Consider the following 15,244-nt stretch of genomic DNA (forward strand, 5'->3'; position numbering starts at 1 on the left):
CGACGTGACAGCACTTGAGGGCGCGCCGCCCTCCCGCTTCTCCGTCAAGAACGCATACGAAGGGGCCCCCTGGACCGCAGAGTTCAGCGGGGCCCTTCTCGGTGGGTCGTCCTCGGCCTACCTGGAAGAGGTCTCCGGCCTGCTCGACGCGCCGGAGGTTCGGACGGCTGACGCCGCGCTGTTGCAGCGTGATGGCGTCTCGGTCGGTCAGGACTACATGGGCGGCCGAACTGTGCAGCTCACCCTGATGGTTGCTGCGGAGAACGGCCCCGAGGATCTGGCCGAGGTGCTGCGGGCGTTCGCCCCGGGGGCGGACAAGCCGTTCCGCTTTGCCTTCCCCGGTGTGGCCGGGGGAGACGGGCAGATCATGGCCCGGGTGCGGAAGCGCTCAGCCAAGGTGGATGCCGTAACTGTCGCTGGTGGAACGCGAGTTGATGTCGAGCTGTTCGCTGCGGACCCCCGGTTGTACTCCGGTGGCCCGGCGCACACGCGGGAGATCACGGTTCGCGTGCCCCGAACGGGTGTTCCTGTGTTCCCGCTGCTCTTCCCGTTCGAGCTGGGCCAGGGTGCCGTGTCCCGCGCGAGCAACGACATGACCAACTCCGGCTCGGTGCCGGTCTATCCGGTCATCCGCATGGTGCCGCGCGGCGGCGTCGTGGTGGACCCGAGGCTGACGCTGATTCACGAGGGCAAGCGGCGGGAGTTCTCCACTGCTGGCCTGAGGGTCGGTCAGGGTGACGTCCTGGTCATCGACATGGCCGCCCGCCGGCTGACCCTGAACGGCGCCTCGCGCTTCGGCAAGGTGCTGCCGGGGAGCGATTGGTTCGCCCTGGAGCCCGGGACAAGCCAGGTGCTTCTAGACGTAAACGAGGGCCCCGAGGGGCTGACGGCGAGTGTGGAATGGCGCTCGGCGTGGATGTGAGGAGGGATCAACTTGCCTGCTGAGATGCGGGCCCCGCTGTTCCTGCAGCAGGGGCGATATGACGCGCTCGACTTCCGGAACATGATCGGTAGGACCAGGGGCTCCCATGTCGGGGTCGCCGGGCCGGACGCGCTGCGGGTCGAGAAGATCGACAACCCGACCCCTCGCGTCTCCGTCGCCTCGGGTTCCATCTGGCTGCCGGACGACACCGAGGCGTCGCACAGCGGTGCGGTGTTCTTCGCCCACCTGGACGCCAGCATCCAGCTCCAGTGCTCAACTCCCAAGCCCGGTGAGGGCGAGCGCGTGGACCTGGTGGTGGCGTTCGCCGACCCGGACGCGCAGGCGCTCGGTTCGCGCATCGTGGACGTGCGCAGCACCGAGGCCCGTTTCCTACAGCCCAGTTGGTACGCCGAGGACGGTACCCGGTACGCGGCGGCTGACGCTGCCGTGGGTGGGGTGAGCCAGGAGGGCGCCAACGGCTGGTCTCTGGCGGTGCTCGCCGAGACCACGCCGGGCGCGGGGGACTGGAAGGTGCCGCACAACGCGGTACGTCTCGCCAGGGTGCGCATTGGGACCACCGGCATTACCGGCATCGAGGATGTCCGCTTCAACTCGCCGGGCGGGGGCATCGTTCCGCAGAAGGACACCAGCGCGTTGGCGCACATCCGGACGGCCCCTCAGCAGGGGCTCAACGAGGCGATCAACGGACTGCCCGAGGGCTCCATGGTCTACTACGGCCAGGAACAGCGTATGTACGTCGTCACGGCCCCCGGCAAGGCCGTTCCCGTGAGCGCTCCGGCTCAGGTGGTGATGGGCACCCCAAAAGGGAGTGACGGCGGCTGGTGCGATGACTCCGTGATGGAGTGGCGGGTGGGCGCCGCCCCCTACCGCCGTTACGCCGCCGTCTCGTTCGGGGCGACGGCGGTCTACAACTACGGTGACAACTTCTGGATGCGCGCGGCCCTGCTGTTCAACAACGGCCGTACCCCATTCGACAACGCGCACCGCTGGTACGGCGCTGCCGCCGAGCTGACTCACACCCAAACTCACGCGGGCTACTGCGTGGTTGAGATCCCGGCCGGCGTGCCGTTCAACGCGGATGCGGGCATCATGCGCGGCTTTTACGGCACCGGCGAATCCGGGGGCGACAAGGGCAACTGCAATTACACCGGCCTGAACGAATCCCGGTTCGGCATGGCCGTGATCTACAGCGGATAGGAGGTGGGCGGGATCACCGAATACCGCGTACTGCTAAGTGAGTTCAAGACCGGCGAACTGATCGCCGAGATCCCCGCGGAATCGGTGTCGTTCCACTCGATCCTCTCCCGGCCGGGCTCGGCAAAGGTCAAGGTGCCTCTGTCGGCCCGGCCCCTGGAGGGCCTTGACTGGTCTCTCGTCGCCCCCTGGCGGGCCCTGGTTCACATACAGCGCGGGGAGCGCATCCTGTGGGGCGGCCCGCTGCTGACGTGGGACGTCGACATGGACTCAGAGACCATGACGCTCGACCTGGTTGGGCTGTGGGAGTACTACCGGCGCAACATCATCAACCGGGGGTTCCCGGGCGGGGGCCAGGGCCGCGACGATGGCGGCTACCAGGCGTACGGCGTCCCTCAGACCGTGATTGCACGGGAGTTGATCCAGTACTACGCCGACGCCCCCCGTCCTCGGGACGGTTCCGGCGGCGACTACTGGGCGTCGAACGGGCCGGGTGCGCTGAGTTTCACCGCGCCTCCGATGGACTGGGACGACAAGCGCCGTGACCGGTCGTACATGTGGTACGAGTGGAAGTCCGTGGGTGAGGCGGTCGAGCAGCTGGCCGCCGTGATCGACGGGTTCGACTTCCGAATAGACCACGACCGCATGGCAGATGGCCGGGTCCGGAACCTGTTCACGTTCCTCCCCCAGGGCGGCACGGACACCACGTTCGTCCTGGAGCACGGGGCCAACTGCAACGTCTCTCGCATCACCTCGGACGGCGCAGCGATGTGCACCGAGTCCGCCGTGAACGGGTCCGGCGAGGGCTGGGGACAGGTCAAGTCCTGGTGGAACAACGGCGAGTTGGAGACTGCCGACGGCCGACGCATTCCGCGGTTGGCCACCGTCGAGACGCACAACTCCGTGTCCCGACCGGAGACGCTGGCGGCGCAGGCGTGGCGGATTCAGGCGGTCGGAGCCTTCCCCCTGGTGGTGCCGGACGTCCAGCTCCGCCCCGGCGGGGAGGTCTCCGTGGCGGAGCTTCGGGTGGGCCACAAGGTCCGCGTCCGCGCCCGTCTGGAGAACTGGCCCGGCGTGGACGCCGAGTACGTCGTCACCGAGCTGGACACCACCGTGGATGGCTCCGGGGAAAGTACCAAGCTCGCCCTGGTCCCCGTGTCCGCGTTCCGTCTGGTCGACGGCCTGGAGGAAGGGAAGGAAGAAGGATGATCCTCGGACGGCCAAGCCTGGCCGATGAGTTCAACACCATCGGCTCCCGCCTCGGTGCCCTGGAGCAGAACAGCTCCACCCGGGGCGAGGTGCTGACGTTCATGCCGTACCCGTACGGCTCGACCCAAGGCCAGTGGTACGCCTGCGGGTTCATCTCGACCATCTCACTGACACAGCCGGTCCTCCGGCTCGATCTCCGCTGTGCGATCCGGCAGGGCGAATCCGTCACCTTCCGCCTGGTCGACAGCGACACCGGCCGCACCAGCGCCGAGGCCCTGATCCGGGGCCTCGGCGTCCCGGCGCAGAACCAGTGGTTGCAGCTCACTTGGCGCCACGGCCTGACGGGGACCAGCTCTCGCCGGTGGCACCGGATGGCTATGCAGATCCGGGCGAACGACGGGGAGATGTCCGCCACGGTGGACCCGGGCGTGGCCATCTCGCTGCCGCTGTACGCCGCTGGTGATCACCCCGCCCTCGGGGCCGGTCACTGGGAGATGATCGAGAAGCCGTTGGGCTTCCACTGACCCGTCCTTGACGACCTTTCACGGGCCCGCCGGCTGTCTGCCCGGCGGGCCTCTTGCACGAGGAGAACCCCCATGGCGTACACCGCCGAGACTGCAATCCGCCTGGCCCGCGCGGAGGTTGGCTACCACCGCAACAAGGGCACCCGCACCAAGTACGCCGAGGCGTTCGGCTCGATTCCGGGCTACGGGGACGGCGGGTACGGCTACCCCTGGTGTCAGGCATTCCAGAGCATCATCCACAAGGCCGCCGGGGGCCGTCCTGACAAGGACTACCCGTGGACCGCCGGGTGTGCCGTTGCGGTGTCGTGGGCCAAGGCCCGGGGCCGTTTCAGCTCCACCCCGCGCGTCGGCGACATGATCATGTACGGCGCCGGGGGCGGTTCGCACGTCGAGCTGGTGGCCGCCGTCGAGCCGGGCCGGGTCCGCACCGTGGGCGGCAACACCTCGGGCGAGGGCACGTCCTACGCGGGCGGCTCCGTGGCCGAGAAGTGGGTGAGTCGTACGAACCCGAACGTGTACGGCTACGTCCGCCCGGCCTACGCCGAGGCCCCGGCAGGTGGCGGCTCGACCGAACCGACCGTCGGGGGCGGCAAGTTCACCGTCCGCAAGGGCATGACCCTCGGCGGGATCGCCGCGCTGCTGGGTACCTCGGTGGGGGCGATCGTCGCGCTGAACCCCGACATCACCAACCCGGACAGCATTCGCGAGGGTCAGGTGATCGCCGTCCCGGCCAAGCCGGGCGAGGCCGAGAAGCCGACCGCCCCGACCACGCCCCCGAAGCTGGCCGAGTACACCGTCAAGCGCGGTGACACTCTGTGGGGGATCGCCACCGCGCACGGCGTCACGCTCCCGCAGCTGCTCGCCGCAAACGCGTTCTCCAACCCGAACGCCATCACTCCGGGTCAGGTGGTGAAGCTCCCGGCGGGCGTTGCGGCCAAGGCGTCCACCCCCGCGCCGCCCCGCCAGGCCGTCGCCCCGGTTAAGGCGAAGCCGACCCCAGCGGCCCCGGCCAAGCCCGTCAAGCCGGTGGTGGCCAAGCCTGCCACCAAGCCGACCCCGGCCAAGCCCAAGCCCGCCCGCCCGGCGGCCAAGCCCGAGGGCCCGCGCAAGCACTTCCACGGGAATTGCCCGTGCCGGTGCCCCGAGGGTGCCAGCCGGCCGACCCCTGCTCCGGCCCCAACTCCCGCTCCCGCAATGCCAGTTGATGCCGCCGCGGCTTCCCCGGTGGGCTCCGCGGCCTCGCCCTCCGATGCCGCCAACTCCAGTGCCGGAAAGGGGAATTGATGTCTGATCAGGATCAGCTCAACGGCGTTCACATCGGCGCCCGCGAGATCTACGATCAGCTGCTCGGCGTCCGCGAGGACGTGCGGGCACTCGCACAGAACAGCGCCAGCGTCGACCGGACGCTAGAGGACCACGAGGACCGCGTGCGCGGTCTGGAGCGCTGGCGGTACGGCGTCGTGGCCTCCGGCGCTGCGGGGGCAAGTGCCCTCATCTCTCAACTCGTCTCTCTCGTTAAGGGCTGATGCCATCGTGAAGGAACTCATCCGACAGAACCCCGTCCGGGTCCGGGCGGCCGTCGTGGCCCTGGTGGGGCTTCTGGCCTCCGTCGTGCCCGCACTGGCCGGTGTGGACGTTGAGCTGATCGCGGGCCCCCTGGTGGCCGCTGTGGCCCTTTGGGCAGGGCAGTCCGCCGGTAAGCGCGTCGTGCTCACCGAGGCCGCCGAGATGCGGCAGATGGAAGCGGCGCAGTCGTGCTGCGACTGTGTGCACGCGGAGCAGCCCGAGTAAGTCACTCGTACGGGTGGCCCGGCGGCCAGCCAATCCCTCACGTGAGGGATTGGCTTGATCGTTTACGGAGCGAGGGTGTACCGTCTGCGGCGAGTCACCCGGAAGCACCGGGGGGCCGACGCAGGGAAGGCAAGGCAGTGGCGCAGACCTACACCGACTCGGATGCTTTCTGGGCGTGGCATGACAGCCGCAACGGGGAGCGGGTCCGTGTCGGCAAGGGTCGCACCGAGCACTATGCCCAGACCCGGAGGTTCGGCAACGACGAGACGCTGTGCTCGCGGGAGTGGACCAGTGCCGGGGTTATTGACCCCGGGAACTGGGGTACTCACGGTGATGAGTGCAAGCCGTGTCTTCGTGAAGCCCTCCGGCTCGGGCGGGACATCCTGACTGCCGCGTCGCTGGAATCAGAGAAGGAGAATGCTGTGGCTGACAAGCTGAACGAGGGAACCGTCATCGAGGCTGGCGGGGCCATCGGGCACGTGGGCCGAAGTGCCATCGGGCACATCGTGGCGGACCGCGAGGCGGACGCCCCGGCGGCCGTCTGCCATGGCAAGCCGCTGGTGCGGATCGTTGCCAGTGCCGAGGACGAGGGGTACAGCGAGCACCACAACATCTGCACGAACTGTGCGAAGAAGTGGACGCCCCCGGCGGCGCCCGCCAGCTCCGAGGTCGAGAAGCCCGCCGAGGCGTCCCCCGAGGGCGAGACGTCGGCTGACGCCGAGGGTGGCGAGGGTGAGGCCCCGCCCGCCCCGGCTCCCCTCGTCGACCCCTTCGCCCTGCCGGATGACGGTACGTCAGATGACGAGAAGGCCGCTAAGGCCGAGTCTGTCAAGGCGCAGGTTCTCGCCCTGGTCGCAGAGCTGGAGCACGCTGCCGACCCTGACGCCGTCGAGATCGAGGGGGGAGCGCTGCTGCTGGAGCTTCCCGGCAACTCGGGAGCCGACCTGTCCACCATGCTCCGGGCTGCCGCCAAGGCGCGCCGGGAGGCCATCAAGGCTGAGCGCAAGGAGCTGGCGGCGCGGGCCCAGGCTGCCATTGAGACGCAGACCTACAAGGACAACCCCGAGCTTGTCGCCCTGGTCGCGCAGGGCACCAAGCTGGCTAAGAGGCTGCTCAAGCACGAAGCCGAGGGCGCCCGCCTGGAGGAGGAGATGGCCTACTCCATCCTGGTGGGGCGTCTTGACTGCAAGTTCCGGGGTGCGATCGACGGCAATGGCGACTCGCCGGGCGCCAAGGCCATGGCGGCGGACATGTACGCGGCGGCCGGTCTGGACGACAAGGCCGATGCGGTGGAGAACCCCACCGTGGAACAGCGGATCATCGGGGAGACTTCCCGGAAGATCAAGAAGGCAGTGAGCAACGCGTTCCCGGACGCCAAGGCCCGCCTTGTCCGCACGGCCGTCCTGAACCCCGCCCTCGCGGCAAAGGTGGGTATTCACCCTCTGGAGCTGGCCGAGGACATGGCGCCCGAGGACCGGGACGCCGCTGTGATGAAGGCCGCCAATGAACTGGCCGCGCACCTGGGCATCACGAATGAGACCCGGGCCGAGCAGGGCCGTCGGACCCGCCGGGAAGAGAAGCTGTCCAAGGCGGACGCCAAGACGCTGACCGGCGCGCGGTCGTCCGCCAAGGCTGCGGACAACGCTCTCACCCTGGCTGCGGACATCCGCAAGTCGCCGGACGCGCGCGACGCGGCGACGGTGGACGTGGTCAAGGAGGCCGCCAAGGCGGTGGCCCCCCTGGCGGAGCTTGCTCCCCGCCTGCACACGGAGAAGTCGCGTGCAGCCATCCGGGCGCAGATTCAGGCGCTCCGGGAGGAGCTGGAGCGCCTGGAGGCCGCGCTGCCTGCCGACGAGCCGGACGGCCAGGGCGACGACGCCAAGGCCGACGGCCAGGGCGCCGCCGCCGAGGGCGCCGCCGAGTAGCACCTGAACGCCCACAACGGCACCCCAGGGGCCCGCTCTACCCACCAGGGTAGGGCGGGCCCCTTTTTGCGTTTCCGGGCCCTTGGCGGCCCCTCGGGCCGTTCTCACGGGGGTGTCAGGCCCCGCCTGTCTGAGTGGCCGGGCCCTCCGGCCCGTGCCCCCGTGGTCCCGGCGCTCGCCCTCGCTCGGCTCCGCCTCGCGCTCAGCGCCCGGGGAGGAACGGCAGAAATTCTGCCGTCCGCCTAAACCCCCTGACACGTGTAGGAGGTCTACGGGGACGGCAACTTTTCTGCCGTTGGCCCTCCGGCCCGGGGCCCGTTAACCGTCGCACTTCAACCCGATCGCAAGGGACGACACCAGCGAGAGGGGCCCCCATGGGCGCAGTGCGGACCATCCACCGAGGCGGATCGCGGTTCTACATCGATCCCGGGAACGCGGAGATCAAGCTTCCCGGCGTGACCAGCGTCATCAACATGCAAGCCAAGCCGTTCCTACAGCACTGGTCGGCGAAGATGACGGCCGAACTCTGCGTCGACTCGCTGGAGTTCATCGCGCAGATGGCCGAGCGTGACCGTGAGGGGGCCGTCCAGTATCTCAAGGGGGCGGCGTCGAGGTACACCAAGGCCCGCGCAGAGCTGGGCAGTTCGGCGCACGACCTGTTCGAGCGTATGGCGCGTGGGCAGGTGGTAGGCAGGGTGCACCCGGACCTGGTCCCGTACCACCGGCACTTCGCTGAGTTCCTGGACCGGGCACAGCCCGAGGTCATCGCCATGGAAGAGGTCGCGTGGTCCGACCGGTTCGGCTACGCGGGAAGCTTCGACGCCCTGATGCGGATCTCCGGCGAGCTGGTGATGGTGGACTTCAAGACGTCCAAGTCGACGTATCCCGAGGTCAGTTTGCAGCTCTCCGCCTATGCCTTCGCTGACCGCGTGATCCCTGCCGAGGGCGACCCGTACGCCATGCCGAAGGTGGATGCCGGCGCGGTCCTGCATGTGACGGGGGATCAGTGGGCGCTCAAGCCCGTCGAGGTCTCCGAGCGCGTGTTCACGCACTTCCGGGCCCTGCTGCACATGCACCGCTGGGACCGTGACGTGTCCAAGGGAGTCCTTGGCAAGCCGGTGCTGAGCGGCGGCCCCGAGGCCCTGGTGACGGGCACTCAGCGCCGCGCCAACTAGGCGCCCCGGCGGGCGTTAACCGCCGCACTTCAACCCCAGTGACCGGGGCGGCACACCGCCGCCCCGGCCCTCAGCATGCACTCACGCAGGAGACACATTGCTCGGCAACATGAACGTGTTCGACACCGACCCGGATGCCCGCCCGAAGGAGCGGAAGACGTTCGCGGACGACTACGTGGGCCGGTTCCGGGCGGGTAAGCAGATCGAGGACACCCCCGTGTCGCTGGCCGAGTGGCGCATCACGACCGGGGATCCCAGCGTGGGCAAGGCAGTTCACGAGCTGTTCGGCGGCGAGGCCCCGGCCGAGTGGGAGACCAAGGGCGAGGACGGCATCGAGGTTCTGACGGCCGCCAAGCGCGTGTCCGTCGTCATCGACGGCCCTGACGCCCTGTACGCCGACATGCGCCTGTACGGCCCTGGCGGTCTGTTCCACCACTGCACCGGCACGACGTTCCTTGACGACGACCGCAAGGGCGAGCCGTGCGGCTGTCCGGCCCTGCTGGCCGAGCGCAAGGATCAGGCCAAGCGCAACCGGGGGCCCAAGCCGAACATCTCGATCAAGTTCAGGCTGGCCGACGATCCCGACCTCGGGGTCTTCCGGTACGTCAGTTCGTCGTGGGCGCTGCTCGGCGAGCTGTTCGCCCTCGCCAACTCTCTGGACAAGGTGGGCGGTCCGGCGCTGGCGACCCTGGAACTGGAGCTGATCGAGTTCGTTCCGAAGCGCGGCCCCATGGCGGGCAAGCAGGTCAGTTACACCGCGCCGAAGGTGACCGTGCACAAGGCGTGGGAGACCGCCATCACGGAGCCTCCGAAGCTCGACACCCCGGCGGTGGGCGCGACGACCTACGACGCTGACGTTCCGTTCTGACGGGCCCTCACTTCCGCGGGGCCGGACATCGATGATCCGGCCCCCATCCCCAATCCCTCACGTGAGGGATTCCCCCTGGAGAGAGCATGAGCAAGGCCCGAGGCCGTATCTGTGACTATGCGGGCGAGGAAATCCTCCCCGGCGACCTGGTGGCCTACGCCGTCCGAACTGGCAACCGGGTCCGCATGTCTGACGCCGTGGTGGTCAAGCTGACGTCCGCCGTGGTCGGTGGGCGCGTCGTCCCGCTGCTCAAGGTCCGCCCAACAGGCGTGGAGTCAGGGTTCGTCAAGCGCCGTTCCCCGCGCGTCGTGACCATCAGCGCCGAACACGCCCGTGTCGTGGTTCCGGCCTACGAAGACGAGAGCTGACGGCCCCTCGGCCGGCGCCCGTCCCCACCCCCGAACTCGCCCTCGAAGCAAGGAAATTCACATGGCTATCGCCGTCAAGAAGACCGAGACTGTCATCACCGGCGTGACCCTCACCCTGTCCGCCGAGGAAGCCGAGGCCCTGGCCGTCGTGCTCCACCACGTGGGCGGCATGACCGGCGGACCCCGTCGACACGTGCGGGCCCTCGCTGGCGCCCTCCGGCATGCGGGCATCGAGCGTCCGGGTTGGGGCGCGGGGGCGGTCGGTTCCGTCACCCTGCCGGGCGGCGAACGGTCGTCGTGGGAGGACCCGTTCCGCAGTGACCCGCTCGCCGAGGTTCTGCGCCGGGCGGGTCGATGAACCTTCGCATCGTGACTGAGGATCAGACCCCGGCCCTCGGGGACATTCGTCTCATGCGCTCCGGTGACGTCCTGGTGCTCCACCCCGGCGCCACCGATCGCATGGACTGGCCCCGGATTTGGGACGCCGCCGGAGTCGCGTTCACCCGGGGTGCGACCATCCTCCGGGCTGCTGAGTGAGCCGCGAGAAGCGCAAGGGGACCGCGTGGGAGTCGGACATTGTCCGGTTCCTGCGCGGCTCCGGCCTGGACGCCAAGCGCGTTGCCCAGACGGGCCGCCTGGACGTCGGCGACATCCACGCCCCGCCGTGGGTGATCGAGGCCAAGAACGTTGCCAAGATCGAGCTTTCGAGCTTCGTGGACCAGGCCGAGCGGGAGGCCCGGCACGCCGACTGTCCGTTCGGCGTAGCGGTCGTGAAGCGCCGTCAGCACGGGGCCGGTAAGGCGTACGCCGTGATGACGCTGGAGACGCTGGCGCGGGTCATGAAGGCCCTTGCAGACAAGTCGAGATGAGAGGGGCGGTCCCCGTGCGGATGACTGAGATCCTGGCCCGATTCACGGGCGTCGAGGACGCCGGGCGGCCGGGGGAGTATCTGGCACTGTGCCCGGGGCACGGGGACCGCTCGCCCTCGCTCTGGTTCAACCTGCACGGCGGCGGCATGTTGGGCGTCAAGTGCCGCGCCGGGTGCGCTACTTCTGACGTGTTGGCGTGCGTCGGCCTGCGTTTCGCCGACCTCCGAGGGGTCGACGCTGGCGGCCTGGCGGTCGCCCCCGCAGCCCGGCCCGAACGGGTGGGTGTGCGGTACGTGGCCGGACTCCGGGTGTGGCTGGACCGCCTTCCCTCGGCGGCAGGACTCCCGTACGCCGTCGAGCGGTTCGGGCTGTCCGACGCGCAGGCCGAGGCGCTGGACCTGCGCCGGTGGGACCCGATCCCGGAGCACCCCGATTGGATTGGGACCCGGTTCGCCCGGTTCCCCCGACTGGTCGTCCCCCTCGCGGGGTTCGACGGAGTCACCCGGGGTGCACAGGGGCGAGACCTGTCCGGCAGGTGTCCGGGGCGCTGGCTGTCCCTCAGTAACCCGGACGGCGCGGTCTGGAGCAAGCTCGGACACTTCCCGGCCAATCCCTCACGTGAGGGATTGGTGGTCGTGACCGAGGGGCCGGGAGATGCGCTGTCGGTGTGCGGTGCGGGAGTTGACGCCGTGGCAGTCCGTGGCGCCTCCCTCGGCACTTCGCTGGAACTGCTGGGGGAACTGATTGACGGCCTCCGAGGCCGGGATGTGGTGCTCGCGGGAGACGGAGACGCAGCCGGCCGACTGTTCGTCAAGTCGCTTGCCGTGGCGCTGGCCCGAGAGGGTATCGAGTGCCGCGTGCTGCGGCGGGTGGCGGGCCGGGACCTGACAGACCTTCGGGCGGAGAACCCGGAGCGCTTCCGGGCCCGCCTCGCCCGCGAGTTGGAGAGAGCAAAGCCCGCGCCGTTCACGGTCGCGGAGCGGAGAGAGATCGAGCTAGAGCGGTTCCGCCGCGCTGGCGTAGGAGGACTGATCCTGTGACCGACTGGAACATATGGCGTGCCCGGCTGGAGAGCACCAAAGACATCCGGCATGTGAGCTTCGCTCAGTTCGTCGCGTGGGACCAGGGCGCCGACCTGCGGCACGTGCGTGGCCTCGGGTGGTACCGCTGGACCGGCGCAGTCTGGGAGGACGCCGAGGGCGACGGAGCGGCGTTGCAGGCCATCACCCTGGCGGCCCGCACCCTACTGGAGCGCGGGGAGTCGTGGGCGGCTGACGCGGCGTCCAAGATGTTGGTTCATCGCGAACGCAAGGGCATTGTGGCCGAGATGGCGGTACTGCCGGAACTGTCCGCCGTCGCCGACGACTTCGATGCCCGGAACCACCTGTTGGCGTTCAAGAACGGCACGGTGGACTTGCGGTCTGGCCTCCTCCGGCCGCACGACCGGGCCGACATGATCACGCAGTGCGCAGAGGTGGCCTACGACCCTGACGCGGGGGCGCCGCGCTGGCTCCAGTTCGTCGAGGAGGTATTCCCGGGCAACCCCGAACTACAGGCGTACGTTCAGGCGTTCCTCGGCTATGCCATCACGGGCGAGGTGCGGGAACACGTCCTCGGCGTCTGGTACGGCGCTCAGGGCCGGAATGGCAAGGGCACCATCGTGCGCACCTTGCAGGCGGTGTTCGGTACCGCCCTGGTGCACGAAGTGCCCTTCGAGACCTTCGAGAAGGCCGGTGGTTCGTCGGGCCCGCACACGGAGGTAATGGCCTCAATGCGCCCGGCCCGCATCGTGGTTGCGCAGGAAGGCAACCCCGGTACGAGGATGAACACCGCGCTTCTCAAGAACGTGTCCGGCGGTGACCGGCTGTCGGCCCGCCACCTGTACGGCCGTCAGTTCAGCTACGCGCCCCGGTTCTCCCTGGTGCTCTGCACCAACCACTTGCCCGAGTTCACGGACGGCGGGGCCGCGCTGTGGGCGCGTACCCGGGCCGTCCTGTTCGGGGAGTCGTTCGCCGGTCGCGTCGACCTTGACCTAGAGCCCACCATCCAGGGGCCCGAAGCCGAGGGCGTAGCCGCGTGGGTCGTCGCCGGGGCCGTCCGCTACTACGACGGCGGCCTTGTGACCCCGGGGTGTGTGGACGAGGCGACCGCCATGCACCGGGACCAGGTGAACCCCCTTCACCCCCTGGTGGGCGACCTGTTCGACTTCGACGGCGACGCACAGGTCAAGCGGAGCGTCTTCAATTCGTCGCTCAAGGAATGGCGCTCGATCAATGGCGAGGACTCCGGGAAGTTCAAACCGTCGTGGGTCAAGCGGGAGTTGGAGCGTTCCGGCGTGGCCGAAGTCAAGGACTCGACCGGCGCCATGACGTACCGGGGCATTCGACTGACGCCCGAGTACGGCGGCCCGGCCCGCACGGCCGAGGCGGTGAAGCGCGACACGACCCCCGGCGACCCGTTCTGAGAGGAGAGACATGCGCACGCACGAGTATGAGATAGCCGGGGATACGGTCCGGGTGCACGTGCTCCAATCGGCCGAGGACGCCGAGGAGTTCAGCGCGTGGATCAATTCCGCGGGGACCGCCGGCCGACTGGTGGCCTATGACACGGAGACCACCGGTCTCCACATCTACGCCCGGGGCTACCGCCTGAGGCTCGCTCAGTTCGGAGATGCTGACACTGCCTGGGTTATCCCGGTGGAGCTGGGCCCGGAGTGGGCGGCCCTCGCCGCGTGGGCCCTCCGGGCCCTGCCCCGGATCACCATCCACAACGCGGCGTTCGACCTGTTGGTGTCGGACCGTCACCTCGGCGTCAAGGTCGAGGAGATATGGGCGCGGGTGGTGGACACCAAGCTGATTGCCCATCTCATCGATAGTCGCCAGCACCACGAAGGCGGCCTAGGTCTGTCGTTGAAACCCCTTGCGGCGGCCCTGGTTGACCCCTCGGCCCCGGACACTCAGGGGGACCTCACGGCCGAGTTCAACCGCATCGGGCTGACGAAGGCAACAGGCTGGGAGGGCATCCCCCTCAACAACCGGATCTTTGAGCTGTACGCCGGACTTGACGTCATCCTCCTGTCTCGTATCGTCCCCCCGCTCCGGGAGCTGTACCGGCAGGCAGGTTACGGCCCGAAGCTGTTCGCCTATGAACACCGCGTGATGAAGATCGGTGCGCTGATTCGCCGCAAGGGCATGCGCGTTGACGCCGACTACACCCGCCAGCTAATCGGGGTCCTGGAGGCCGAGCGCGACCACTACGCCGTCGTTGCGGCCCGCTACGGGGTCACTTCGGTCAACAGCCCCAAGCAAGTTGCGGAGGCCCTGGCCGCCATGGGCGAGGTCTGGACCGAGACCACCGACAGTGGAGCCCCCGCCGTTGACGGGGACGTGCTCCGGCGGTTCGCCGACCTTGACAAGGACTGGGAGCGTACGGACCAGCGGGAGCCCAACACGTTGGCGGACGCCGTCCTCCGGGCAAAGCGAGCCGGGAAGTGGGTCACCTCCTATGCGCGCGCCATGCTCGACACCATGGACGCCGAGGGGCGCATCCACCCGGACATCAACACCATGGGTGCCCGGACGGCGCGCTGGTCGGTCAGCAACCCGCCGTTGCAGCAACTCCCGTCCTCCGGCTGGTCGATCCGCCGATGCATCGTCGCGGACGACGGCCATCTGATCGCGGCCTCGGACTTCGCGCAGGTTGAGCTGCGGGTCCTGGCCGCCCTCGCCGAGGCAGACGACGTGATCGAGGCCATCAACGGTGGCGCCGACCTGCACGGCTTCACGGCCCGGCTGGTCTACGGCCTCACGGAAGAGATGATCACCGACGCGGAGTTGAAGAACGACAAGCGCCGGAAGCTCTGCAAGGTCATCTCTCTGGGCAAGGCGTACGCAGGCGGACCGGTCACTCTGGCGAAACAGACGAATCTTCCGGTCAGTCAGGTAAAGCAGGCCGTTGACCAATATGACAGGGCACTCCCAGCATTCTCCCAGTATCAGCGCCGCCTGACGCGCGACGCGCAGGCGCACGGCATGACCGTGGTGACGCCCTCAGAGCGGGTCCTCAAGCTCGACCGGGACAAGTCCTACGCCGCCATTGCGTACATGTGCCAGTCGTCCGCCCGGGACATCCTCGGGGCCGCTCTGATCCGCATCGAGGAGGCCGGACTACTGGACTATGTGGTGGGGGTCGTCCATGACGAGCTGATCTGTTCGTTCCCCGCCGGCCAGGCTGAGCAACTGATCGTCCGCGTAGGCGAGTTGATGAACATGAGATTCTTCGGGATCGACATTGCGAGCGATCCGGAGGTGTACGGGCCTAGCTGGGGGAGCGGCTACGGGTGCCCCGAGGACGAGGACTATCGAGCAGCCTGAAAGGG

At 68.8% G+C, this 15,244-nt stretch carries 17 protein-coding genes; all 17 read left to right on the forward strand.

Translation table 11 applies throughout. The features are described from left to right. Positions 1-4: 4 nt before the first annotated feature. The 17 genes from ACWDRR_RS00680 (at position 5) to ACWDRR_RS00760 (ending at position 15,239) form a co-directional block, all read left to right on the forward strand. Entirely contained in the window at positions 5-922 is a 918-nt protein-coding gene (locus ACWDRR_RS00680; RefSeq protein ID WP_449769973.1) for a phage distal tail protein, read from the forward strand. 12 nt (positions 923-934) lie between these two features. Then, on the forward strand, positions 935-2,140 hold the full coding sequence (locus tag ACWDRR_RS00685) for a hypothetical protein (RefSeq protein WP_449769974.1): 1,206 nt from the start codon (positions 935-937) through the stop codon (positions 2,138-2,140). A 3-nt stretch (positions 2,141-2,143) separates the two neighbouring features. Continuing rightward, positions 2,144-3,346 (forward strand): hypothetical protein, encoded by a 1,203-nt coding sequence (locus ACWDRR_RS00690; protein ID WP_449769975.1) that lies wholly within the window; start codon positions 2,144-2,146, stop codon positions 3,344-3,346. Further along, positions 3,343-3,870 carry a hypothetical protein gene (locus ACWDRR_RS00695; protein WP_449769976.1) on the forward strand — a complete coding sequence of 176 codons (528 nt, stop codon included), beginning with the start codon at positions 3,343-3,345 and terminating at the stop codon, positions 3,868-3,870. Before ACWDRR_RS00690 ends, ACWDRR_RS00695 begins: the two co-directional genes overlap by 4 nt. Before the next feature lie 72 nt (positions 3,871-3,942). Further along, on the forward strand, positions 3,943-5,154 hold the full coding sequence (locus ACWDRR_RS00700) for a LysM peptidoglycan-binding domain-containing protein (RefSeq protein WP_449769977.1): 1,212 nt from the start codon (positions 3,943-3,945) through the stop codon (positions 5,152-5,154). Continuing rightward, a complete protein-coding gene (locus ACWDRR_RS00705) occupies positions 5,154-5,396 on the forward strand; it encodes a hypothetical protein (protein WP_449769978.1) in 243 nt (80 codons plus the stop codon). The genes ACWDRR_RS00700 and ACWDRR_RS00705 overlap by 1 nt, the downstream gene beginning before the upstream one ends. Positions 5,397-5,403: 7 nt before the next feature. Beyond that, complete coding sequence (locus tag ACWDRR_RS00710; protein ID WP_449769979.1) at positions 5,404-5,661, forward strand: hypothetical protein; 258 nt, start codon at positions 5,404-5,406, stop codon at positions 5,659-5,661. A 137-nt stretch (positions 5,662-5,798) separates the two neighbouring features. Continuing rightward, entirely contained in the window at positions 5,799-7,586 is a 1,788-nt protein-coding gene (locus ACWDRR_RS00715) for a hypothetical protein (protein WP_449769980.1), read from the forward strand. 455 nt (positions 7,587-8,041) lie between these two features. Continuing rightward, positions 8,042-8,761: a hypothetical protein gene (locus ACWDRR_RS00720; protein ID WP_449769981.1), complete on the forward strand. Its 720-nt coding sequence runs from the start codon at positions 8,042-8,044 to the stop codon at positions 8,759-8,761. 97 nt (positions 8,762-8,858) lie between these two features. Beyond that, positions 8,859-9,629 carry a recombination directionality factor gene (locus tag ACWDRR_RS00725; RefSeq protein WP_449769982.1) on the forward strand — a complete coding sequence of 257 codons (771 nt, stop codon included), beginning with the start codon at positions 8,859-8,861 and terminating at the stop codon, positions 9,627-9,629. Between the two features lie 86 nt (positions 9,630-9,715). After that, on the forward strand, positions 9,716-9,997 hold the full coding sequence (locus ACWDRR_RS00730; RefSeq protein WP_449769983.1) for a hypothetical protein: 282 nt from the start codon (positions 9,716-9,718) through the stop codon (positions 9,995-9,997). Between the two features lie 61 nt (positions 9,998-10,058). After that, positions 10,059-10,355, forward strand: a complete 297-nt coding sequence (locus ACWDRR_RS00735) for a hypothetical protein (RefSeq protein ID WP_449769984.1) — start codon at positions 10,059-10,061, stop codon at positions 10,353-10,355. An 11-nt stretch (positions 10,356-10,366) separates the two neighbouring features. Continuing rightward, positions 10,367-10,534 carry a hypothetical protein gene (locus ACWDRR_RS00740; RefSeq protein WP_449769985.1) on the forward strand — a complete coding sequence of 56 codons (168 nt, stop codon included), beginning with the start codon at positions 10,367-10,369 and terminating at the stop codon, positions 10,532-10,534. Next, positions 10,531-10,866: a hypothetical protein gene (locus ACWDRR_RS00745; RefSeq protein ID WP_449769986.1), complete on the forward strand. Its 336-nt coding sequence runs from the start codon at positions 10,531-10,533 to the stop codon at positions 10,864-10,866. The genes ACWDRR_RS00740 and ACWDRR_RS00745 overlap by 4 nt, the downstream gene beginning before the upstream one ends. Before the next feature lie 20 nt (positions 10,867-10,886). Then, positions 10,887-11,906 carry a toprim domain-containing protein gene (locus ACWDRR_RS00750; protein WP_449769987.1) on the forward strand — a complete coding sequence of 340 codons (1,020 nt, stop codon included), beginning with the start codon at positions 10,887-10,889 and terminating at the stop codon, positions 11,904-11,906. Beyond that, positions 11,903-13,330, forward strand: a complete 1,428-nt coding sequence (locus ACWDRR_RS00755; protein ID WP_449769988.1) for a DNA primase family protein — start codon at positions 11,903-11,905, stop codon at positions 13,328-13,330. The genes ACWDRR_RS00750 and ACWDRR_RS00755 overlap by 4 nt, the downstream gene beginning before the upstream one ends. A gap of 10 nt (positions 13,331-13,340) precedes the next feature. Further along, the gene (locus ACWDRR_RS00760) at positions 13,341-15,239 is read left to right on the forward strand and encodes a DNA polymerase (protein WP_449769989.1); all 1,899 of its coding nucleotides are present in this window, start codon (positions 13,341-13,343) and stop codon (positions 15,237-15,239) included. The last annotated feature ends 5 nt before the right edge of the window (positions 15,240-15,244 follow it).

The sequence above is a fragment of the Kitasatospora sp. NPDC003701 genome, from assembly GCF_053587085.1.